This window comes from Elusimicrobiota bacterium (genome assembly GCA_026388155.1).
Taxonomy (GTDB): domain Bacteria; phylum Elusimicrobiota; class Elusimicrobia; order Elusimicrobiales; family UBA9959; genus UBA9634.
The window spans coordinates 101,014-123,053 of record JAPLKI010000019.1; the positions used below are offsets into that span (position 1 = coordinate 101,014).

At 48.7% G+C, this 22,040-nt stretch carries 22 protein-coding genes; 15 read left to right on the plus strand and 7 right to left on the minus strand.

The window, feature by feature from the left end; all coding sequences use genetic code 11:
- Positions 1 to 645: 645 nt before the first annotated feature.
- Positions 646 to 1,896, minus strand: coding sequence for an MFS transporter (locus NTX59_09025; protein ID MCX5785821.1), 1,251 nt, complete (start codon positions 1,894 to 1,896; stop codon positions 646 to 648).
- A 165-nt stretch (positions 1,897 to 2,061) separates the two neighbouring features.
- Between NTX59_09025 and NTX59_09030 the strand changes: the two genes are divergently transcribed.
- The 10 genes from NTX59_09030 (at position 2,062) to cysK (ending at position 10,036) form a co-directional block, all read left to right on the plus strand.
- Entirely contained in the window at positions 2,062 to 2,787 is a 726-nt protein-coding gene (locus tag NTX59_09030; protein MCX5785822.1) for a YggS family pyridoxal phosphate-dependent enzyme, read from the plus strand.
- Between the two features lie 97 nt (positions 2,788 to 2,884).
- A complete protein-coding gene (locus NTX59_09035) occupies positions 2,885 to 3,148 on the plus strand; it encodes a DUF167 domain-containing protein (GenBank protein ID MCX5785823.1) in 264 nt (87 codons plus the stop codon).
- A gap of 102 nt (positions 3,149 to 3,250) precedes the next feature.
- Entirely contained in the window at positions 3,251 to 4,318 is a 1,068-nt protein-coding gene (gene mtnA, locus NTX59_09040) for an S-methyl-5-thioribose-1-phosphate isomerase (GenBank protein ID MCX5785824.1), read from the plus strand.
- A 217-nt stretch (positions 4,319 to 4,535) separates the two neighbouring features.
- Positions 4,536 to 5,576, plus strand: coding sequence for a hypothetical protein (locus tag NTX59_09045; GenBank protein ID MCX5785825.1), 1,041 nt, complete (start codon positions 4,536 to 4,538; stop codon positions 5,574 to 5,576).
- 93 nt (positions 5,577 to 5,669) lie between these two features.
- Positions 5,670 to 6,299 (plus strand): MotA/TolQ/ExbB proton channel family protein, encoded by a 630-nt coding sequence (locus NTX59_09050; protein MCX5785826.1) that lies wholly within the window; start codon positions 5,670 to 5,672, stop codon positions 6,297 to 6,299.
- Positions 6,300 to 6,305: 6 nt separating this feature from the next.
- Positions 6,306 to 6,719, plus strand: a complete 414-nt coding sequence (locus NTX59_09055) for a biopolymer transporter ExbD (GenBank protein MCX5785827.1) — start codon at positions 6,306 to 6,308, stop codon at positions 6,717 to 6,719.
- Between the two features lie 114 nt (positions 6,720 to 6,833).
- Positions 6,834 to 7,466 carry a TonB family protein gene (locus NTX59_09060; protein MCX5785828.1) on the plus strand — a complete coding sequence of 211 codons (633 nt, stop codon included), beginning with the start codon at positions 6,834 to 6,836 and terminating at the stop codon, positions 7,464 to 7,466.
- A gap of 198 nt (positions 7,467 to 7,664) precedes the next feature.
- Positions 7,665 to 8,075 (plus strand): hypothetical protein, encoded by a 411-nt coding sequence (locus NTX59_09065; protein MCX5785829.1) that lies wholly within the window; start codon positions 7,665 to 7,667, stop codon positions 8,073 to 8,075.
- Positions 8,076 to 8,080: 5 nt separating this feature from the next.
- The gene (locus NTX59_09070; GenBank protein ID MCX5785830.1) at positions 8,081 to 9,031 is read left to right on the plus strand and encodes an NAD-dependent epimerase/dehydratase family protein; all 951 of its coding nucleotides are present in this window, start codon (positions 8,081 to 8,083) and stop codon (positions 9,029 to 9,031) included.
- Between the two features lie 72 nt (positions 9,032 to 9,103).
- The gene (gene cysK, locus NTX59_09075; GenBank protein MCX5785831.1) at positions 9,104 to 10,036 is read left to right on the plus strand and encodes a cysteine synthase A; all 933 of its coding nucleotides are present in this window, start codon (positions 9,104 to 9,106) and stop codon (positions 10,034 to 10,036) included.
- Positions 10,037 to 10,618: 582 nt separating this feature from the next.
- Here the strand turns inward: cysK and NTX59_09080 are convergent.
- From NTX59_09080 to NTX59_09095, 4 genes are all read right to left on the minus strand, one after another.
- A complete protein-coding gene (locus NTX59_09080; GenBank protein MCX5785832.1) occupies positions 10,619 to 10,990 on the minus strand; it encodes a hypothetical protein in 372 nt (123 codons plus the stop codon).
- A 4-nt stretch (positions 10,991 to 10,994) separates the two neighbouring features.
- Entirely contained in the window at positions 10,995 to 11,654 is a 660-nt protein-coding gene (locus NTX59_09085; protein MCX5785833.1) for a hypothetical protein, read from the minus strand.
- A gap of 59 nt (positions 11,655 to 11,713) precedes the next feature.
- Positions 11,714 to 12,724 carry a CBASS cGAMP-activated phospholipase gene (locus NTX59_09090; GenBank protein ID MCX5785834.1) on the minus strand — a complete coding sequence of 337 codons (1,011 nt, stop codon included), beginning with the start codon at positions 12,722 to 12,724 and terminating at the stop codon, positions 11,714 to 11,716.
- 432 nt (positions 12,725 to 13,156) lie between these two features.
- Positions 13,157 to 14,413 carry a nucleotidyltransferase gene (locus NTX59_09095; GenBank protein ID MCX5785835.1) on the minus strand — a complete coding sequence of 419 codons (1,257 nt, stop codon included), beginning with the start codon at positions 14,411 to 14,413 and terminating at the stop codon, positions 13,157 to 13,159.
- Positions 14,414 to 14,541: 128 nt separating this feature from the next.
- On the opposite strand from NTX59_09095, the gene NTX59_09100 reads away from it, so the two are divergent.
- From NTX59_09100 to NTX59_09115, 4 genes are all read left to right on the plus strand, one after another.
- Positions 14,542 to 15,258, plus strand: coding sequence for a hypothetical protein (locus NTX59_09100; protein ID MCX5785836.1), 717 nt, complete (start codon positions 14,542 to 14,544; stop codon positions 15,256 to 15,258).
- The gene (locus tag NTX59_09105; GenBank protein ID MCX5785837.1) at positions 15,255 to 15,701 is read left to right on the plus strand and encodes a hypothetical protein; all 447 of its coding nucleotides are present in this window, start codon (positions 15,255 to 15,257) and stop codon (positions 15,699 to 15,701) included. The genes NTX59_09100 and NTX59_09105 overlap by 4 nt, the downstream gene beginning before the upstream one ends.
- Entirely contained in the window at positions 15,698 to 16,504 is an 807-nt protein-coding gene (locus NTX59_09110) for an ImmA/IrrE family metallo-endopeptidase (GenBank protein ID MCX5785838.1), read from the plus strand. The genes NTX59_09105 and NTX59_09110 overlap by 4 nt, the downstream gene beginning before the upstream one ends.
- A 258-nt stretch (positions 16,505 to 16,762) precedes the next feature.
- Positions 16,763 to 18,790 carry an N-6 DNA methylase gene (locus NTX59_09115; protein ID MCX5785839.1) on the plus strand — a complete coding sequence of 676 codons (2,028 nt, stop codon included), beginning with the start codon at positions 16,763 to 16,765 and terminating at the stop codon, positions 18,788 to 18,790.
- Here the strand turns inward: NTX59_09115 and NTX59_09120 are convergent.
- Positions 18,787 to 19,425: a MamI family restriction endonuclease gene (locus tag NTX59_09120; protein ID MCX5785840.1), complete on the minus strand. Its 639-nt coding sequence runs from the start codon at positions 19,423 to 19,425 to the stop codon at positions 18,787 to 18,789. The two genes, NTX59_09115 and NTX59_09120, sit on opposite strands and share 4 nt — an antisense overlap.
- On the minus strand, positions 19,422 to 19,667 hold the full coding sequence (locus tag NTX59_09125) for a helix-turn-helix transcriptional regulator (protein MCX5785841.1): 246 nt from the start codon (positions 19,665 to 19,667) through the stop codon (positions 19,422 to 19,424). The genes NTX59_09120 and NTX59_09125 overlap by 4 nt, the downstream gene beginning before the upstream one ends.
- Before the next feature lie 643 nt (positions 19,668 to 20,310).
- Here NTX59_09125 and NTX59_09130 point away from each other — a divergent pair.
- On the plus strand, positions 20,311 to 21,858 hold the full coding sequence (locus NTX59_09130; GenBank protein ID MCX5785842.1) for a recombinase family protein: 1,548 nt from the start codon (positions 20,311 to 20,313) through the stop codon (positions 21,856 to 21,858).
- The last annotated feature ends 182 nt before the right edge of the window (positions 21,859 to 22,040 follow it).

Genomic DNA, 22,040 nt, shown 5'->3' on the forward strand with positions numbered 1-22,040 from the left:
AAAAAAAAAGGGGGAAGGGTTCGAGGGTAAATTCCCTGTGCGCTCCAAGACCGGGTTTGGCTGATAAGCCCGGGGTCTTACGCCGGCGTGCGAACTCGCCTCGCACACAGTGCTCGGCTCAAACATTCACCGCCGTCGCTAATGATAGCGATACGCTCCAGACCCCGGGGTTAAACCCTTTAAGGAGCGCACAGGGAATTTACCCTCTCCCTTGCACTGGCATATATATCTCTTTAAGTAAAATATCCCCACCCCGCAGATACATCTAAACCCGCAAAGAGAATAATTTTTGGGGGCGGGTAATTCGGCTGTATCAAAATTTGGGCGGGGGAACATATATGTAAAAATCACTTCCGCCGAAAATATAAGATGTGAAATATAATTTACGGAGGGGTGCCGCCGGGTTTATTTGCGGGGGTTTTCCTTAAAACAATTTCCTTTAAGGGCCAGGCATGGGGTTGCTCTGGAGCCACATAGCGGATGGGGGGCCCCGTTTCGGGGGGAAACCACGGGAGGGTTTCCTACGTGGCGGAATGGGCAACCCCATGACTAGCCTGCTCCCCGACCCGACCCCCGCAAACAAACCCGGCGGCAGGACCCCGACTTCACATCTTGCTGATACTTATAGTTCCTTAATGTTAGGAATTACGCTGTTTCGGGGAATTCTATGGGGGAGGCGGGGGCTTCGGGGTTGCGAAGGCCGTCCTGCTCTGACGACAGCCTGCGCCCGAGACTTAAGAACCCAAACGAAGAAACAACCGCCACAAAAGCCACAATGAACCAGGGACCCTGCTGGAAAACCGGACTTATGGCTCCTATCGCGTTCGAGCCCACAAGAATGCCCGCCGAACTGCCTACCTGCTGAAAAACCCCCTGCACACCAAGATAACGCCCCTTTTCACCCCGCGGCGCCATATTCGCCCCCAGCGCCTGCAGCCCCGGCGAAACCGCCATCTCACCCAGCGTCACCACCGCTATGGCCGCCCCGGCCACCCAGAAAGCGGGGGCAAAACCAAAAGCGAGATATCCCGCCCCATACAAAACCGCCCCCGCGGCAAGCCCCGCTGTTATACGGCGGCGTTCAAGCACGCGCGTCATTAAGTACTGAAACGCCACAACCATCAGGCCGTTTATGGAAAAAAGCAGGCCTATCTCCGCTTCGGAAAACCCCAGGTACTTCTTTGAATAGAGCGAACTTGAAACCACAAGCTGGCTCATAACTGCACAAATGGTGAAAGTAAAAACACAGAAGCGCAGGAACTGCCCGTTTTTCAACGCAACAACAGCCGACCCAATACGCGGAGGAATGAATTTCCCGCTGGCCGCACCCGGCGCGTCTTTAATAGAAAAAGTCACGATAACAGTACAAACCGCGTAAACCCCGGCCGTCACAAAAAACATAAGCGCATAGGAGCCTTCCGCCAGAAATCCGCCCAGCGCCGGCCCCAGCGCCCAGCCCGCGTTGTTGCCCATGCGCAGGAACCCGTACGCTTTCAGCCTGCGCGCCGGGCTGACAAAATCAGCCACCCAGGATCTTGAGGCGGGATGAAAAAAAGAGCCGATAAACATTCCCAGCGGATGAAAAACAAAAATAGCCCATAACCCCGCCCCGCTGTAAACTATCCAGGCAATAACCGCTATAAGAACCGAACGCAGCGCCAGTGAAAACACCATAACCTTGCGCCGCCCTATGGCGTCCGAAATCTCGCCTCCTATAAACTGGGCCGCCGATGCGACCAGCATTGAAAGGGAAAGGAATACGCCCACCCAGGCCATGGGCACGCCGCGCTGAGAACTGAGATAAATCGCCAGAAAAGGGAAAGAAATAGCATAGCCGGCCGTCATAACGCCTTCAGCCGCCACCAAAAGCCAGAAACCGGCGGGATGCTTTTCCATAAAATAAATAATAGCATTTGGGGCAGAGGCGAGGGGTTAGCGGCAAGGGGTTAAGAAATCCCATTTCTTCCACGCTCCACCCTCTATCCGCTATCCTCTAATCCCCGCTTTTTCCCATTTCCCCCTATGAAAAATACTTTTTTTTTGGTAAAATGATATTACGACATGTTACCCACGGAAACAGGAAGAAAAGAGAAGCTGCTGGGGAATTTAACAAACATAACCGAAAGGATAAAATCCGCCTGCGAAAAGGCCTCACGAAACGCGGCGGAAGTGGAGCTTTTGGCGGTAACAAAATACGCCTCGGTTGAAGACACCCGCCTGCTTGTGGAAACCGGCAAAATAAAGCTTGCCGGTGAAAGCAAGGTGCAGGACGCCGAAAAAAAATGGATAAACGGCCCGCTTGCGGACCTGCGCCCCTCGGTGGAACTGCATTTTATCGGCCACCTGCAAACCAATAAGGCGGCGCTCGCGGTGGATTTTTTTGACAGCGTGGATTGCGTTGACAGCATGAAACTTGCCCTTGCGTTAAATGTCCATGCAGCCAAAGCCGGCAAACGGCTTCCCATACTTATTCAGCTAAAACTTACCGATTCGCCCTCACAGCACGGAGTCACACCGGAGGACGCCCCGGGTTTGCTTGAGGACATAAGGGAACTTTCAAACCTGAGCCCCGAGGGTTACATGGCCATAGCCCCGGTATCGCGCGAGCCGGAGACCCTAAGGCCGCTTTTTGCTTCTGTAAAAAAAATTTTTGACAGGGACTTTCCGGCGGGGGTAAACAATGACGGGCGCAGGAACCGGCTGTCGCTCGGCATGAGCGGGGATTTTGAGCAAGCCGTGGCTGAGGGGGCTAATCTTCCCCGCCTGGGAAGTCTGTTGTTCACATAAAACAGCTTGCTACTCAGGGAGCCAGAATTCAGAATGGATTGGAGGTGTGACGGGCAATTTCGCATTAAACGGTAAACGCAACTTAGAGAGGTGTGCAATGATCGTAAAAGTCAGAGTCATACCTAATTGTGAAGATAACGAAGTGGTTTCAAGGATAGGCAGTGTTCTGCGCGTAAAGATCTGCGCGCCTTCGGCCGACTTGCAGATAAATCCCCTGCTTAAGGATTATCTTTCGGAATTTTTTGAAGTTCCGCTTCGGATGGTAAATATAATACGCGGCGCCAAGGGCCGGGAAAAAACCGTGGAAATCACCGGCAAAACCGAAGAAGAGTTAAAGAACGCTCTGGATTCAATACCATAACAGCAGCGAATAGAGATTAGCGGATAGGGATTATAGGGTAGGAGTTCCTTATTTCCGCACCCCAGGCCCTAACCGCTAGCCCCTAACCTCTGCCCTTTACCAATGATCCCTCCACGCCTGATATACTCACCGGGCCGGCTGAAAATACTTGACCAGCGGCTTCTTCCGCATAAAATCGCGTATATAACCGCGCGCAGCGCGTCAGAAACCGCCGCCGCCATAAAGAATATGGTCCTAAGGGGCGCGCCCCTTATAGGCTGCGCGGCCGCCTACGGCATGGTTCTGGAGTTTGAATGCAAAAAGCCATCCTCCTCCACTGCGGCTAAAAAAACGCTTGAAACAGCGGGCATTACGCTGAAGGCCGCGCGTCCGACCGCCGTGGCGCTTTTTTACGCCGCGGACCGGATGCTGGCAAAAGCGGGTTCATTATTTGACGCGCAGCCGTTTGATCACGCGCGCTTTTTAACGGCGCTCCGCGCCGAAGCCGGTCTTATAACCTCCGAGGATAAAGCCGCCTGCGCGCGCATGGGCGGTTTTGGCGCCGGACTTTTAAGAAAAAACTCCGTAGTCCTCACCCATTGCAACGCCGGGGCTCTGGCCACCATGGGTATCGGCACTGCGCTTGGCGTAATTACCAGAGCGCACGCGCTTAAAAAAATAAAACACGCCTATTCCTCGGAAACCCGCCCTTATCTGCAGGGAGCGAGACTGACCATTTGGGAACTTCACCGTGGCGGGGTGCCCTCCGAACTTATAACCGACAGCATGGCCGCCCATATAATGACAACCTGCGGCGTGAACGCCGTAATAGTGGGCGCCGACCGCATAGCCGCGAACGGCGACACGGCAAATAAAATAGGCACCTACGGCCTTGCGGTGCTGGCCCGTTACCACGGCATTCCGTTTTACGTTATAGCACCTACTCCTACCATAGACCTCAAGCTGAAAAGCGGCTCCCTTATAAAGATAGAAGAGCGCTCCTCGGACGAAGTCACCTTCATCAACGGTCGCCGGAACGCCCCTAATGGTGTGAAAGCTCGCCATCCCGCCTTTGACGTGACCCCCGCCGGCCTTATAACCGCCCTGGTCACGGAAAGGGGGGTAATTCACCCGGTCAACAGAAAGAATATCGAAAAACAATTAGGCAAGCGATTAGCGCATAGGGGTTAGCGAATAGGGAAGGAGTTTCTTTACTTCTCTGCCGCTATTCACTAGTCACTATTCGCCATTCGCTGTCTTTATCCACGCAATCACTTTGTAACAATGGTTTACTATCATTATGAAGAGATTACAGTGATGCCAGATGACGATTACGGCTATGCCGCATAAAAAGAAATCACTCTGATCCCTGTTGTATCGCTGTAATTTTTTTCAGGAGTCACGCTTTATGCCGGAAAATCCGTCGCGCCGTTACTACGCCTACACAAAAAAAAGCGTCAGGGGGCCTTTTGCGCCGTGCGATATAGCCCAGCTTCCTGGGTTTTCAAAAAACACTTTAGTCTGCCCCGAAAACGCTCTTGGACAATGGCGCGAAGCGGCGCTTGAAACACCCTTCCAGAGCTATCTTGACGCCTTCACGGGAGGAGCGGTTCCCCAGGTAAAACCAAGGCCTCCTCTTAACGCCGCCCAGGCGGAAGACAGGGCCTCGCGCTCACTTCTTGAAAAGGCCATCTCCAAAAACGCCTCCCTTGAAAATGAAGTCAAGACCATGCGGCGCGAATACACTCAGGAGAAAAAACATTTTGAAGAAGAAACCCGCAAGAAAGACGCGGAGATAAAAAATCTCTCGGAAAAACTCAAGCGCTCGGCTGAAATCGCGCGCGGCATGGCCACCGAGCATCCTTCATGGGAAACGCTTTATAAAACGCTTAAAAAGCGCGCCGAGGAAAAACTCTTTGAAGCCACGCAGGCGCTGTCCGAAAAAATAGGCGAAATTATCCGCCTTAAAAACCAGATGCAGTCCATGGTCGACACCTATGAGGCGGCTAAGCGGAACAATTTCGAAAACGCCGCAAAAAAAATGAACGCCGTTGAGGAACAGATCAAGGATTTAAAAAACGAGCTGGAAGAAAAAGAAATGGCCGTGCGTACCATAAACGACAATATGAGCTCGCTCCTGGGCAAAAACGAGGAATTCCAGCATATTCTGCTGGATGAAAGGCGCGATTATGAAGAACAAAGCAAAAAATTCTGCGAAGAAATAGGCGAGCTCAGAAGCGAACTTAAATGGAAAGACCAGGAAACCGCGAAGATCCGCGGGGAGCTGGCCGAAACGCTCAGCCGCCTGAAAGAATTTGAGGCGGTAGAACATCTTAAAGTCAGCGAACAGGAAGAACTCTACAGCGTCCTCCATTCAAAAATAAAGCTTTTGAGCGGCTACTTTGAAAACCTGGAATCCAGAATAAAATACGTTTTTAAAAAAGCGTAAAATCCCGCTAACCGGCAACCGCCTCCAACCCCATCCCGGCGTACTCCAAATTGCTATAATTAGACAAATATAAAATAGCATCGGAGCTTTATAATGACCATAACCTTTAAACAGCTTATCTCCGCGGGCGGCCCCATACTTTTCGCGCTCATGGGGCTTTCTATCTATTCCATCGCCCTCATTTGGGAACGCTGGAGCACTTATAATAAAACCTTCAGCGGCATGAACGACCTTTTGCGGAAAATCCATATCCTGTTGAAAAGCGGCGAAATAAAACAGATAACAGAACTTTGCGCCAGGACGAAAACCCCGGCAGGCGATATAATCTACAAGGTCGTCACCCATTACGGCAGCCCGCTTGAAAAGCGGGAATTGGCCGAAAAAGCGGTGGAATGGCAGACCTCGCGCCTTAATAAAAGTCTGGCGGCGCTGGCTACAATAGGCAGCATCAGCCCCTTTGTGGGGCTTTTCGGCACGGTGCTGGGAGTAATACGGGCTTTCAGGGACCTGTCCGTGTACGCGGGCGCGGGCCCCTCTGTGGTGGCAAGCGGCATAGCCGAGGCCCTTGTAAACACGGCGGCGGGCCTTTTCGTGGCCATCCCCGCGGTGGTGGCATATAATTATTTCACGCACAAAGCGAACGACTTCGCCAGCGAACTGAACTGGGCGACGGAGCAGATAATAGACAGATCCGCTTCCAGAAATTTCAGCGATGTAGCTTAACCTGCAATGCGCATACATAATCTTAAAAGAGGCGTAATGGCGGACATCAACATGATTCCGCTGATAGACGTTTCCCTTATCTTGCTGATCATCTTTATGGTCATCACGCCTTTCCTGGTGCAATCGCAGATACAGGTCAACCTTCCCAAGGCGTCAGCGGGGACAAAAGGCGGCGAAGACAACACGCTTAAAGTGCAGCTGGCGGCCGACGGCTCAGTAACGGTTGAAGGCAAGCCCGTAAAATACCAGCGCCTGGAAAAAGAGCTCATTTTACGCCTGTCAAGGTCCTACAAAAAAACCGTGCTGGTAGAGGCGGACAGAACCGTGGCGGTGGAAAGAGTGGTATTCGTGCTGGATACGGCAAAAAAGCTGGGCGCCGGCAAAATAGGCATAGCCGTTAAGCCAGATGACGGGAAGTAAGGAAAACAACGCCATAAGTTTTAAGCCATAGGCCATAGGCTTATAAGGGAATTCTTAAAAACTTATGGCCTAAAGCATACGGCATATGGCGCGGCTGGAACAGCCGCATAGTTTATGCGCCAATATCTGCTTTATTCATCCTCCACACACTTCGCGCTGCTCGCCTGCTTTCTATTCCTTACCCGCACCCCGTTTTCGGTTAAAAACCCCGAACCCTACTACATAGATTTTATAGGCGGTTCACAAGTGGTGACCATGGAAAAAGCGGCCCTGAAACAGGGCGCGCAAAAAACGCCGCCTTCCGTGCGTGAAAAGCCCAGATCCGAGGACGCCGAGGATTTTTCCTCATCGGGCAAAGCGCTGCAAAAGCCCAGCGTTTTAACCGGCTCCGACAAACTTTTTGAAGAAGCGGGCAAGCCCGGCCCCGAGGGGGAAACCGGCTCTACGCTGATCACGGACACCAACAATTTCCCTTACCCCTGGTTCATAACTCAGGTGCGCGAGGCTTTATGGAACGCCTGGTCGGCTAAAATGCCTTCCGGCGGAGCTCTTAAATGCACCGTAAAATTTGACATTCTCCGCGGCGGCGCGGCAAAAAGCATTACGGTTGAAAAATCCTCCGGGAACCGCCTCTTTGACTATGCCGCCCAAAGTTCGGTGGAAAGCGCGGCTCCGTTCCCTCCGCTGCCGGAGGATTTTTACGAGGAGCGCCTGAGCGTGCACGTGGAGTTCAAAGCCCTGCGTTAGCCCGAAAGTTGCAGTTGACTGCAACTTTCGCCCCAGACGGGCCGCCCTTTTCCGATGGTGGGTTACGCCGGTGCAAGCAAAATGCGGAACGAACAAAAATACGCATTCAATAATTGCACTATGGCCGTAAAAGGGCGGGGCAACGGGCCAAAATAGCGGGAGAAGACAATTTTCGGAAAGGGTAAAGGATAAAAACTTATGACGATGAAATTAGTCTTTATAGTGCTCGCGCACATTGCTTTCCTGATAGCTTACCCGCATACGGGCCCCATGGGCGGGTATTATTTGTTGATTTCAGCTTTGATCTGGTGCGGCTTTTGTATGTTTCTCAGCGCGAATGTGCTGTTTGCCAGCATGGCGGGAGCCATTTTCGGGCAACTGGTGACAATTGTTTTTTTTGCGGCGCTCTTTTTGACCCTTGCTTCCACCATGCCTCAAAGCGATAATCTCTCGATACTCGGAAAATTGGACAAAGGCATTTATCCGGACAGGAACTCCCTTTACGATGGCCTGCTTCGCGTGGGAATTCAGTACGACGGTCTGCTGAAAAAAAGCTCAAATGATTTTGACGCGGGAGTAAAACAAACCATTAAAGCAATGAAAAGATAAGGGCCATGAAAACACTGGCGATAACGGGGGGAACGGGGTTTGTGGGGGGAACTCTGGCAAAAGCCGCTCTCGCGCGCGGCTATACCCCGCGGATCCTTACCAGAAGCAAGCCGGCACGGCCGCTTGAGGGCGCCCAATACCGCATAGTAGATTTCGCGGACCCACAGACCCTTGCCGACGCGCTTGAAGGCGCGCATTACGCCATCCACCTTGCGGCGGCCCTGTTCTGCCGCTCACAAGAAGAATTTGAGAGCGCCAACACTTCAGGCACGGCAAATATGGTTTTGGCCTGCGCCAAAACACTTACGCTTAAAAAATTAATTTATCTCTCAAGCCTGGCCGCAGGCGGCCCGTCACAAGACCCGTCAAAACCCCGTTTGGAATCGGATGGTGAAGCCCCCGTTTCCTTTTACGGCAAAAGCAAACTGGGGGGGGAAATTGCCGTTAAAACACTGCGGGATATCCCTTATGTCATACTGCGCCCGCCCATCATTTACGGTAAACACGGCTCGAGCACTTCGTCGATAGCCGCCTGGGTAAAAAAAGGCTTTATGGCAAACGCCGGTTCAGGGGACGCCTTGTTCAGCTTTATTTACATTGACGATCTGATAAGCGCGCTTTTGAAAGCCCTTGAAACCGAGACCCTGCACGGCAAAACCTACTATGTCTGCGAGAATAGAACTTACCCCTGGAAACAATTCATAACCTTGCTTGCCGAAGCCATGGGGGTTAAAATGCCGCTGATGATCACCCTGCCGCCAAAAGCCATGTACGGCGCCGGCTGGCTTTACGAGATCATTACAAAATTAACCGGAGCCGAACCCGTTTTCAACCGCGACAAAGCGCGCGAAGGCTCCGCCCCGAATTGGACCGCCTCCAGCGCCGCCTGGGAGAGAGACGCCGCGTGGCAGGGCTGGACCTCCCTTGAGGAAGGCATGAAAAAAACTTTTAATTAAAGTTCGACCTTACAACGAAATCAGGCTGCGGAGCATTGCTTTTTTAAATCTGGGAATAAAAGGAAGCCTTTTATGGGCCAAGTTTACACTGACATCAGCCGAACCACGGGCCGTACGCCCCTGGTCCGGATCAACCGGCTGGGCATCGGGCCGGGCGCGGACATCCTGGCGAAGGTGGAAGCCTTCAACCCGCTTTCCAGCGTAAAGGACCGCATAGGTGTGGCTATTATTGACGACGCCGAGAAACGGGGTTTGATAAAGAAGGGCACCACCATCATCGAGCCCACCAGCGGCAATACGGGCGTGGCGCTGGCTTTTGTGTGCGCGGCGCGGAAGTACCGCCTGGTACTGACCATGCCTGAAACCATGAGCGTTGAACGGCGCCAGATCCTTAAAATACTGGGCGCCGAACTGGTGCTGACCGACGGCGCCAGGGGCATGAAAGGGGCCATGGAAAAAGCCGGGGAACTCCATAAAACTATTCCCGACAGTATCATCGCGGGACAGTTCTCCAACCCCGCCAACCCCGAAATACACCGCCGCACCACTGCGGAGGAAATATGGGCGGACACGGGGGGCAAGGTGGATTACTTCGTGGCGGGTGTGGGCACGGGAGGAACTATCACCGGCGTGGGCGAAGTTTTAAAGTCCCGCAACCCAGCCGTAAAGATCGTCGCCGTGGAGCCGGCGGATTCGCCGGTGCTTTCCGGCGGCAAGCCGGGACCCCATAAGATCCAGGGCATCGGAGCGGGGTTCATCCCCGATGTGCTCAACCGTAAGATCATCGACGAGGTTATAGCCGTGTCCAGCCAAGACGCGGGAGAAACCGCCCGGCAATTAGCCAGGGAGGAGGGGCTTTTCGTCGGCATCTCCAGCGGGGCGGCCCTGTGGGCGGCCTTGAACGTGGCCAAACGGCCGGAGGCCAGGGGAAAAACCATCGTCACGGTTCTGCCCGACACGGGGGAACGGTACCTCTCCACGTGGCTGTTTGAGAACGTGAAATAAAGGGTTCACCGGAACGCCGTTGTCAGGCGTAATTATGGGCGGACGCTATTAGAGCTTTACTCAAAAAGAAAAAGACAGCAATTGGCTGTCTTTTCTTATTAAAAAGTAAAAACGGAGTTTTCAGGATAAAGTTCGAAACTACTATGCGCAACATCCTGAAGATTCTGTATAAATACCTTTTTCGCTCCTGTTTCCCTGTCCGCTGACTGCGCGATGTCGTCGCGGGCGTGGCCACGATGCGCGGCCCCGCTCCAAGATCAAAACTGCGCCAGAATTATTATATAAGATTTTGCCCGCGCCGCCCGCAAATTTTGGCAAGTTATGACCAAAATTTGCCCCGGCACGGCCCTGTTTTTGTTAATGTGCAACAGCATTTAAGCCGGTGGCCACAGGTTGAATAAAACACCACCCCGGCGTCCGCTACGCGGCCGCCACGGTGGTCTTTTCTGTTAATGTTACATCGCCACCGGCCAGAGGCAGAAACGGCAACAGCAAGGAAGCTAAGGCCGGGACAGCCCGGACAAGCCGTGCAGACCCGGCCTTAGCCGCCTTATTTATCGCCGTTTATCCAAGATAGATTACTCACACAATTTTCGTGAGAATGTCGCCAACAAGTTTAGCCCCACTTGTCACCCTGGAAGCAAGATACTTTGCCCGCTCCACGGCATCCGTGTGCTCTCGAATTACGCGCGCTGTTTCTTGATTGTGTTCATTAATTTCTTTTAACAACGGAGCCAATTGAACTGAATTAAAAGAGGTTTTTTGAGCAGCAATCTCAAAGGATATGACCTTGCTTTCAAGGAACACAATGTCTTTCCCGATTTTGCTGATTTGGACATCAAGTTCATCCATCTTTTCAATATCAGTTTCAGCCTTAAACGCCGTCTGTAAGTTAGCGTAATCTGTCTTTAAACTCTTCAGCAGAACTTTCGATGAATCAATAATATTTTCCATTAGACTACTCCTTAACCGCATTAAACGCGGTTTCCCAAGTTTTAAGTTTTCCGGTAATTCCATCCATTTTTGATTGGAACAATTTAGTCTTCTCGTCTACCTTCTTGGCTATTGCTTTACTTTCAATCAGGTTAAACATAAAAGCCTCTGTCGGGGTTTTAGCGTCTGATTGAACAAATTTATCCAACTCTAATTGTGCAGTAGCCAAGGAGTGTACCATATCCCTTATCGTGCTGACCGCTTCAGTGCATTTTCCTCGCTCTGCTTCAATTTCGATTTGTAGCCTAGCCATGTCGGTTTGGATCGTGGTCGTCTGCTCTATCAAGGCTTGCATTGCCTCTGCCTCCTTTTGAGCAGTTTTTTCCGGAGCCTTTTCCTTAAATGCCTGTGCTCGCCCCACAGCGTCGACAAAATTCTGTTTGATTCTGTCCTGTATTTCCGCACCTTGCTTTTTCACCGTCGCTTCCATCTCGGTGGCGGTCTTAAATGAGGCGTTGCAGTTTTTCGCCAAATCTTGCTCCCCGAAACTACGATCAAGGGTTGACAGTAATTCCGCTTGTCTGGATGAAGCGCTTTTTATACTGCCAGGGATATGCGTACATCCCGCGAGAGTGCCAAGAATTGCTAGAGTCGCAAATTTCTTGTAAAAATAATATCGTTTCATTTATCCTCCTGTTCTGCTATTTAGCCGCATGATGCTAATCCGGATAGTGGCGGTAATTATTAAGACTTCCGCCCCGGTTCCTCGCTATCGGGCATGATGGACTTCATCCGGTCATTTTCAGCGTTAATGCCGGTATGTATTGGGGAAAATGTGTCCGCTTGTTTAGTAAAAAAAACAGGCTGAAGACGTGGCTTCACTTTTCTAGCCTCACTGTGACCCAATCCGCGCAATGAGTCAATCTCTTTGATCCCGTCCAAAGAGAACCTGTTTTCAGGTGCAGGAGGATTATATCGGAATAGCTGATTGTTAGGATCCGGGCATAGAACACTAGCCGTCCCACAAGAACCCGATGATTGCGAACTCATAAAAAGGTCTGCAAGTTTAAAAGCCCAATAGAGACGGCCACAGCTTTTATCACGTGCTTTCTCGATATTAAGCGGCGTATAAGTACACCCTACACTTAAAACTCTAAGTTCTGACCGTTCCCAACCCAATACACCTATGCCTTCGACAACAGCCAAACCTACCGGATTATTGGCCCATATCCCGCCATCAACCAGAGGGGTTCCCATTTCAGAGCGATGGGTTGGGAAGTATGTGGGGGCAGCTCCAGTTGCCAGAGCAATCTCAACCACTGATTTTCGCCAATCAGTGGTTAGCCGGGGGTGGTGAGAAGTCTTGTAGATGTAGACCTCCCCATTTTCGAGGTTAACCGAGGGAATAACGAGCCGTGTCTTGGATTCCCCAAGAACTCTTGCCCCAAATTTTTCCCTTAGAATACTCTCTAACGGTTTAGGAGAATATTTACTCCATCCAATGTGCTTCAGAAATTTAATCCAGCCGCCAGAGGCGAAAACCTTCGGTCCAAGTTGAAGATAGAAATTCAACATATCCTGGGCACTATAACCAAGCCCCAATCCCAAAGCGATAATCCCGCCTGTAGACGTCCCCGCAATCAAATCAAAATAGCGGCCGATAGGAACTCCCAGATCTTCTTCAAGCGCTGCTAGGAATGCCACGGCAAAAGTGCCCTTAATACCGCCGCCGTCGAGGGTTAAAATGCGCTTCATTTTTGTTTATTCGGGGTCAGGCCAGAACAGGGCATGACGCCGCCTCCTTTCCAAGTTCCCGTGGCATGCCAGATTTCGTAGTAGTAAAGCCACAAAGAGGCCCATGGAATTATTGTATGGCTAAGCATTTTAGTCGGATGCCATTCTCCAATCCCAGGAAGGTAAAGGCAAAGCCGATTCCCCGGATATACATGTGGAATTGGGTCTCCATTTTGATGCGCCTCTAATTTTGGTGTAAGGACGCGCACCTTGGGGTGGTCATTTAGCTTGTACGAAATTATAACTTCATACTTGTTACATATCGCAAGCGGTTGTAAGTGTCCCTTCCATATCACTTCCGATGGGCTCCAGTGGTGTCGCGTAAATTGTGGCCACAACGCTTCCATTCCAGTTACTTGTTGCCCCAGCGTGAGCGATTTAATTTTTTGAAAGCTATGCGCCATGAAATGTGTTCCGTTGAATAGGGATGCCCTTCATAGACCCTATAGCGCCAATCAGGCCTGAACCGCTTTGCACTTGGAGATGACCTGCGTTGCGTTCAAGCTGCATACCCTCGGCACGTTCCGCTATGACAGTTTTCGCCAGTTCTTCTCCGAAGAGGTGTTCAAGGGTCTTGGTAATCGCAGGAATGCCGGTAGCGGAACAGAGAGGGGTCCATATGTTGCTAAATCCCTGGACTCCTTGCGTAAATGAGGTATAGAGGCTTGGGGTCGTTCGCCACTTTTCGCTAAGGACTTCATCCGGATTTGCGGGATTGCGCACCTCTAAAAAATGGCCTTCAGACCGAGTTTGTGCGACAATGCGCTGTAAAATGCCGGATAGCCCAGCACTTATGGAGGTTTCGCCTGTGTAGTGCTGGCCAGCTAGTGTGGTGAGAACAATGGAGATGGGGGCTTGATCCATGATGTTGGCGTAGGCGACATCGCGCCAGCGCTTTATCAGTTGGATTATTTGTTTAAGGGGTGCCTTTTCTTGAGCTGTTTCATGGTCAGGCAACGGTTCAATATGTGCCTCCCGCTTCATTATGTGTGAATAAGCGCGCCGTTCTATCCACTCGGCATAACCCTTGGGATTGCTCGGTTTCCAGCCTTGAATTTGCCGATCTGGTACAAGGAGGCACCCGTTGCCCTTGTCGATATCCGGGCAAGCCGGCAGAATGTCTAGATGAAACGAGTTGGCATAGTTAACACGGATGCACCGCTTTTTCCGTTCAATAACACCTTTGTAGGCATCATTTTGCTGAAGGCGCGCTTCCACCATGTCTAAGAGCGTTATCGGGTTAGGCATCAGCCTGGGATTAATAAAGAACTCGCAGACCAAGTCCAGGTCGAATTCTTGCCGTCCCAACGGCTTTACAGTGGTTCCAATTCTTAGTGAGCCTTGGGGGTAAATTTGTGGGCGCCAAGCTGTTAAGGGGCTTTGCTTATCCCCAAGCCACTTCCCAATTGCGAGATAATGCCCCTCCGCAGAGGTATATTGGGTAGGTGTTATCTGCAGTTTCGTGCAGATTCGTTCGAGTAGGTCATCAAGCGGGGCTTGAAAATTTTGAATGGTAGGCATGCATAGCTCCTTGTGTGGCTGTCGGATATTTTGCAGAATATCCTTTACTGACTTCTCTGGGTATACTCGTAAGTTTTCGATATTTTTCGGTATGGAAGGTGTCGTAAAACCCTTTGTTGCGGTTACCATGCGATTCCATACTGATGCCGGCGAGGCGGTCAAATTCTCCCGGCACTATATATTGCTGATGACCGGGCCCATTTTTGGGACCCAAAAACGGGATACTTCATCAGCAATATCTAGAGGACCCATAAACGATGTGTGACAAAACTCAGCAGCCACAGGAAGTATTGGATTTACTGGCAAGAGACTACGAAAAGCTTGTTCTCCAGTTGACGGATTATGCCCTGAAACTAATTCGGGGCCGTGTTTGGAGAAGAGATTTTATGCCGTCCAAGGACGATGGCTCATTCGCTCTACCGGGGGGAAGATCGGCAGAAGATATCGTATTGGATGTTTTTCGCAAATGTCTCGATGGGACTCGTAATTGGAAGCAACAAGAATATCCCAATCTGCTGGTGGTTTTAAAAGGCATGGTTAAGAGCGAGATTTCCAGTGCCTGTACCAACACGGAGAATACAACCACCTTTGTCCCACCTGAGCCAGAAGGTCACGAAGGGGCTCAATTTGAGAAATGTATTGAACCGCATGAAATTCAAATTGACCACTCTGTAGGCTTACTCCAGCCACAAGAAATTCCGCAGGGTTCAACCATTCGTGTAAACACAATTCATTCCGAGATTGCAGGGGAGATTCAGCGCGCAGCGCGCAAAAACCCCGATATGGTCAAGGTAATAGAGGCAATTATGGCTGGCGGAGAAAAGTCTGCTGAAATTGCAGAATATTGTGATCTGCCTGTGGCGAAAGTGTACGAATTAAAACGTAATTTAAACATCATCGCAGCAAAAATTACCCGCGAAGTTTTAAACAAGAATACACGTTTTTCACTTAGCCCTGGAGGCAATAGACAATGAACCCCAAGAACGAAAACGAAGAATTCCTGGCGTCATTAGCAAGATTTTTAACAGAAGAGCAAGAGGCTGATACTCTTACGCTTAAAGACGAACTAAAGGAACAAGGTATAAATACAGAGGCCTTGACATCCCGCGTTAAGCATTTGATTGATGATAGGTTGTCGGCGCGATTAAAAGAAAGGCGGGCCATAGCACAAGTCGAAAGCCAATCCTTTTTAAATCGTCTTGAGAACGTTAAAGTTGAGATCCCTAAAACAATCCAGGAGGTTAAAGATTTGCTGCAAAAATTTGCTACTGGCGAATTTGGCGGACAAATGAAAGAGGCGGCAATGGGGGCTTTTAGAAATTTTGATAAGACGACAGAGCAGGACCTTCGCACGATACTGGAAGATCTTTTGAAGCTAAAAGAGATTCAAGAATCTGACAGAAACAATAATAAATGACATCTCTCAAAGGCCTTCCCATGCTGGCCAAAAATAGGGCCAAGTATATAATCGAAAAACTCGGCATATCACGACCGGAAGATATCGATTTAGCCTACATTGCATGGGAGCTAAAAACCGCAATAAAGGAAACGCCGCTTCATGGATATGATGGACGCATAGTCAAATTCGGAAAGCAAGCAGTAATTAGTGTCAATCGAGCAATTGTTGAGCCAAGTAAAAAACGGTTTGTCGTTGCACATGAGTTGGGGCATTTGCAACTGGAGCATGAGGTTAATCAATTGGCTCTATGCTCAGAAAATGATTTGGCTTTGTGGCAGAAAGGGAATTCGGATGAGCAGGACTCCAATATATTTGCATCAGAATTACTCATGCCGGAGTTGATATTCCGCCCCTTTACTCTCACAGATCCTTCTCCGGATATGTTTAGGGAAATCACTGAAAAATTTCAGACCTCGCTCACTGCTTCGCTCATTCGTTACGCAACTTTAACTTCTGACCGGGTTGCTGTAATATTTTCGAAGGATCAGTCGATTAAATGGGTCCAGGCATCGGACAACTTTGGATACTACATTGAAATTGGAGCAAGATTAAACTCAAGAACTCACGCAGTAGATTTCTTCAACGGTTCCGACCTGTCTAAGAAGTTTGAAAACATAGAAGCATTTGCCTGGATAAATGACCGGAAAATAAGATCTGATGCTTTTGTGAAGGAATTATCTATTTCTATGCCCCGATATAATTCAGTTATAAGTGTGGTTTGGCTGGACAAGCCTATCGAAGACGATTATGGGGAGCAATAGACCCCAACGAACGAATCCGGATTGGCTGCGTACATTCCCGTCCCATTTGCTTCCGCTTGTTCATGTCTAGCGTGTAATTCTGCCTTTTTTAAAAAAATTAGCAAAAACATCCTTTTCCACCGCGACACTATGCTGTCGGGTTGGTCTGCTATGATATAAGTGCGAATTAGTCGAAAAGCAAGTTAAGAGACGCATCTTTTAGGATTGTATAGGATGCTTCAGTTTGGTAAGATTACAATCAAAAGGAGATTATAATCTATGAATCCCCAAGTCACTTTAAACGATTTTGGACACACCCTTCTATCCATAAGAGACTTGTTCCACAAAACAGGTCACTTAAGCGACTCAAATGAGAAACTAGATGAAATTATTAAATTATTATCAATTGAAATAGGGCGAGTATATTATCCAGGTTGCGGAATCCCCTCTTTAAAATCTTTGCTTGATAGATCGCTCTCTCAGCGTGGCTTTCCGCTTATTCAGGAACTGAATAGTTGTTTAAAAAAGGCATCAAGATTGCCAATATTCTACGCAAATGAAAACGAGTCAATATTTGGGGAGACACCAAGTTTTTCGTTGAGCCCTGCCAATAAAGAAATTGCCGAACATCTAATAAAACTCGTTTCTAATTCTGTTGTGACATCTCTTGATGCCGGAAATAAAGAAAGGAACTTTGAGTTCTTGAATGAAGCTTTTGGACATTTTGTTAGAGACAACTTTAGGAATAATATTGAGGATGCTCAATATATGACTCCCCCAGAAGTTGTCCAATATATGGTGCAAGTAGCAATAAAAAATATTAAAGCGCAGGCGCATACCGAGCCGATTGTTATGCTCGACCCCTCATGTGGTGTCGGCTCATTTTTGGCACAATTTAATAAATTATTTCGTACGGAACAAAGTCTTTCTCGGACAAAACTTTGTTTGGTCGGACAAGATAAAGTTGAACGAATGGCCCGCCTTGCGAAGCTTAATGCTCTACTATTTAATTCCAAAATGGCAAATGTCTGGCAAGGGAATTCATTGATTGGTAAATCCATGTTGACGCAATACATAAACAAGTGCGATGTGATTCTGACAAATCCGCCATTTGGGGCGAGGTTTCATACAACAGAATTGCGAGGGATGTCTGCAACGGATTATCCGTTATTACATGATTTAATACAAAGTACAGACACATATATAGACTCTGAACTGTTATTTTTAGATCGATATGTTTCTCTACTGAAACCCGGCGGGAATGCTTTAGTGGTTCTTCCCGATAGCGTTGTGTCCTCAAATGGAATCCAGGAAATTGTTCGTGAGAGGTTGCTCAAACATTGTCGAATTCGCTCTATAATCGAATTGCCGGCTGTGACCTTTGCACAAGCTGGGACACGAACAAGAACCTGTATCTTGCATTTCGAAAAGACAAGAAGCGTTATTGCCTCCGGGGCCGTCTTTGTTGCGTCCGCAAAGCAACTTGGCTTTGAGGTTAGCTCTAAAAAAGGCGTACCGATAAAGAAGTCTCAGGGTATAAATGATCTCACGGAGATATTTGTTTCCTATAACAGGTATGTAAAGATGAAGGCCGGGAAATTGCCACTTATTTTATCTGAAACCCCATCCTGCGTGGCTATTCCTGTTGCGAATTTAGTGGGACAATGGACCCCTAATTTTCATGCGGCTTCGAGATATTCTGTCTTAAATAAACTAAATTCCTGCGACGATGCCGAAATCGAGAATAAAAATTTAAGTGATTTGGTATATTTCCCCAATAAATCGAGAATGAAGTGGGGGCCATCCACTGAAACAAAATGCATCAGTGTTTTGCATATCGGCAACAATGGATATCTTAATGTGCAAGAGCTTATGCAGTATAATCCCAAATATCCAGGTCAGCAATGCCAGCCAGGGGACATCCTTTTTTCCAAAATTAACCCTAGGATTCCAAGAGCTTTGGTTGTGCCTGAGCTTAATTTCCCACTGGCGTGTTCCTCGGAATTTGAGGTTATGCGCCCGAAAGATTTAGTGAGTGCATATGCCGTAATGGCGCTGCTTTTATCTCCATTTGTGCAAATACAGATTCAAGCTTTAACCTCTGGGACATCTTCGTCACACAATAGAATAAAAACAGCTCAATTGAAGGATGTCTTGCTGCCAATCCCCAAAAAAGGTACGCGCAAGTGGCTAAGGTTTAGTAAGATTGTTGAGAAGTTTAAGCAGTCTTCTGTTTTGCTAAACAAGTCTGCTTTTGAAATATATTCCACATCTAATGGTTTATGTGAGTTGCTTGCTCAGGATTAATCTTTAGCTAGGTGACAATTTCCTTTTTTTAAAACATTTGGAGCATAGGTTATAGTTTTAAACTTCGATTTAATCCTATGTGCTTCAAATAATAGCGGGTAATCTAAATTCCCATAGGTATTTCGGAAAATATTTGAATTTTTCCCACGAGGTGGATGCAGTTGAAAATTGTCACTAACAATTTTCCCGGCTTTTCTCTCTTTATACCAGGCTGAGCACATTTTTCTAAAAATGACGTCTTTTTGAGGGCGGACAACCCAAATTCTGCATCTATGGAGATCTTTTTGACCTTCTACATGATCCCATAGGACAAAAAAGAGAAAAGGCATTTCATCCAAGGATGACAACTTGCCAGCATTTTTATCTTTTGTTCCAGCCTTGATTACCCCATTAAACCGCGGGGTATCTATCGCTCCCCAAATATTTGCGCCTTTTACATCAGACCCATCATCTAAATCTGCGCCTTTTTTTCTTTCGAGCCCATGAATTCCCGTTATTGAACTTACGATGATTTGTGACCAAGAGCGTGTATCAGATGGGTTCGGATGCCCATATTTTTCAGCATAATGCTTGACTTGGAAAAAACCGGTATAGTGAATGTCTAGTAATGTCAATGCTTCTGTAAGTGTTTTCATTTCGTATTGCCCTTTATAGGTGTTTCCTTGAAAATCCAAGTAATAGAAACTTTATAGATCTTTGCGAGTAGTTTCAGTTCAATTGGATCAATACGGCGCTCTCCCGCCTCAATTTTTGAGATAAAAGACTGGTGCTTATCGAAAACTTTAGCTACCTCATTTTGTTTCAATCCTGCCTTGAGGCGTGCCTCAATCAATCGACGCAATAAAAGGGTATATTCCTTGGAATATATTGTCTTCATTAATGATATTATGTATCCTATATCCGCATATCCCAAATCGGGATGTGGAATTTAAACAGTAATGATAGAATAATAAAAATAAAGTGCTTCACAAAGAGTATTACAAGCGTCAATCGATTGGCTGCACTATAACAACAGGGAGTTGATGCGCGCGGGAAATAATTTTCTGCGGTGTACGGCGAAGCCGAAACCCGGCCGCCTCTGGCGGACGGGAAGGGGGTGAGGCCATGCTCAAAAATGCCGTTTCTGCTGGAGCAGAGCGAAGGCGCATTGGGCCGAGCCTGCGGATCACTTTTTAAAAAATCCGAAAAATTCTGCGGATTTTGCGCGCGCGCAGAATTAAAATTTTGCAGGAATTCCCAAGGTTTTTTGAACTCAAACGGCGGATGCCCGGAAGTTCCGTCGCTCGCGCGCCGGGGAAGCAAAGCTTCCCGAACCAATCTCTTCCTTATCGCCGCCAGTAAGGCCGTCTTCGCTTTGCTAAGCCAAGCCAGCCTTACGCGCGGCGGAGAATTGACAGTAGGCCCTTCAGGCTGGTTTCGCTTTACTAAGCCAAACCGGCCTGAAGCGCAAGGTAAAAGCGAACTTATACAAAACCAGACAATAAGGTAAAAGAACCAAATAATAAGGTCAGGGGAAGCTTATGCGAAACCAAACAATGCGGTATTTCCTTTATGCCAGAAAATCAACGGACGAACCTGACAGGCAGATATTATCCATAGAGGGACAGCTTGCCGAATTACGCGAGTACGCCAAAAAAGACAACCTCATAATCGTAAAAGAATTTATTGAAAGCAAAACAGCCAAAGAACCGGGCCGGGAAAAATTTAATGATATGATTGCCGCCATGGAACAAGGGACCGCTAACGGCATTATCTCCTGGCACCCTGACCGCCTTGCCCGAAACTCCATAGACGGCGGCAGGATTATCTACCTTGTGGATACCGGCAAAATAACCGCCCTTAAATTTCCCACCTTTTGGTTTGACCCCACGCCGCAAGGCAAGTTTATGTTGTCCATAGCCTTCGGCCAATCTAAGTATTACGTTGATAATCTTTCTGAAAATATCCGGCGCGGTTTTAGACAGAAATTAAGAAACGGTATTTGGCCCTGTTGCGCCCCGCTCGGATACTTGAACGACAAGAACACCCGGACCATCTTGCCGGATAAAGACCGGGCGGTCTTTATCCGCAAGACCTTTGAGTTGTACGCCAGCGGCGACTATCCTTTGGCGGAGGTCAGGCGTATTATGAACGGCGTAGGGTTGAAAGGGCGGCATACCGCCCTTTCAACCTCGAACTACCAGTATATGCTCAAGAACCCGGTCTATTACGGAGTTATAAGGTATAAGGGCGAGATTTATGAGGGCAAGCATGAGCCGATCATCACCAAAGCCTTATTTGATCGCTGCCAGGTGGTAATGACACGTAAAAGCAAACCCAAGAGCCCGAAATTGAAACCCTACACCTACCGCGGACTGTTCCATTGTAAGGAATGCGGTTGCTTTATAACTACCGAAACCCAGAAGAGCCATAACTACCTGCGCTGTACCAAGCGCAAGGGGCCTTGCGCCGAGCCTTATATAAGGGAAGAACTGATTACGGCCCAGATAAAAGGTGAATTAAAAACTGTTTCCTTACCCCCGGCCCTGGCCAATGGGCTCATCCTTATGGCGGAAAAGGAAAGAGCCGCATTGGCCCAGGCCGTGGGAGACTCCATCCAAAAGCTGCGAATTAAAATGGATACCCTTACCTGTAATTTAAATCTTCTTTTGGACATGGTCTTAGGTGGACAGTTGACGCAGGATGAATATGTCCAAAAGAAGTTTATAATTATCAATGACAAAAAGGTAATACAGGATAAATTGGCAGCTTTTGCACGGCAGAGTGTAAATCGGTTCGAACCTGAAATTAATTTTTACAGGGAGGCGGCTCACGTCGGGAAACTGGCGGAAAGCGGAAAACCTGATGAAAACCGCGAAATATTGAAAAAGATTGGTTCGAACTTCCGGATTGGCGGGAAAGTGCTTTCGTTTGAATTCAAAAAACCTTGGGAATTCCTGCAAAATTTTAATTCTGCGCGCGCGCAAAATCCGCAGAATTTTTCGGATTTTTTAAAAAGTGAAAAACTTCGGTGTTTTTTGCGTGAAGTCATAACCTTCTTCGCGCAACATCCTGCGGAAACTTTATAGAGACCTTTTGAAGTCGTTCTCCCTGGAATCCCCAGACCAGCCAGGGACCGCGAGAAGCCGTCGCGGGCGTGGCCACGATGCGCGGCCCCGCACCGCTCCTTGCCGCACGTTAGCCGCACGGTCGGCCACGCCGCGCGGCCGCCCATGCTCGCCGCAGGAAAGAAGGTCCGCAGGCTCGGCAC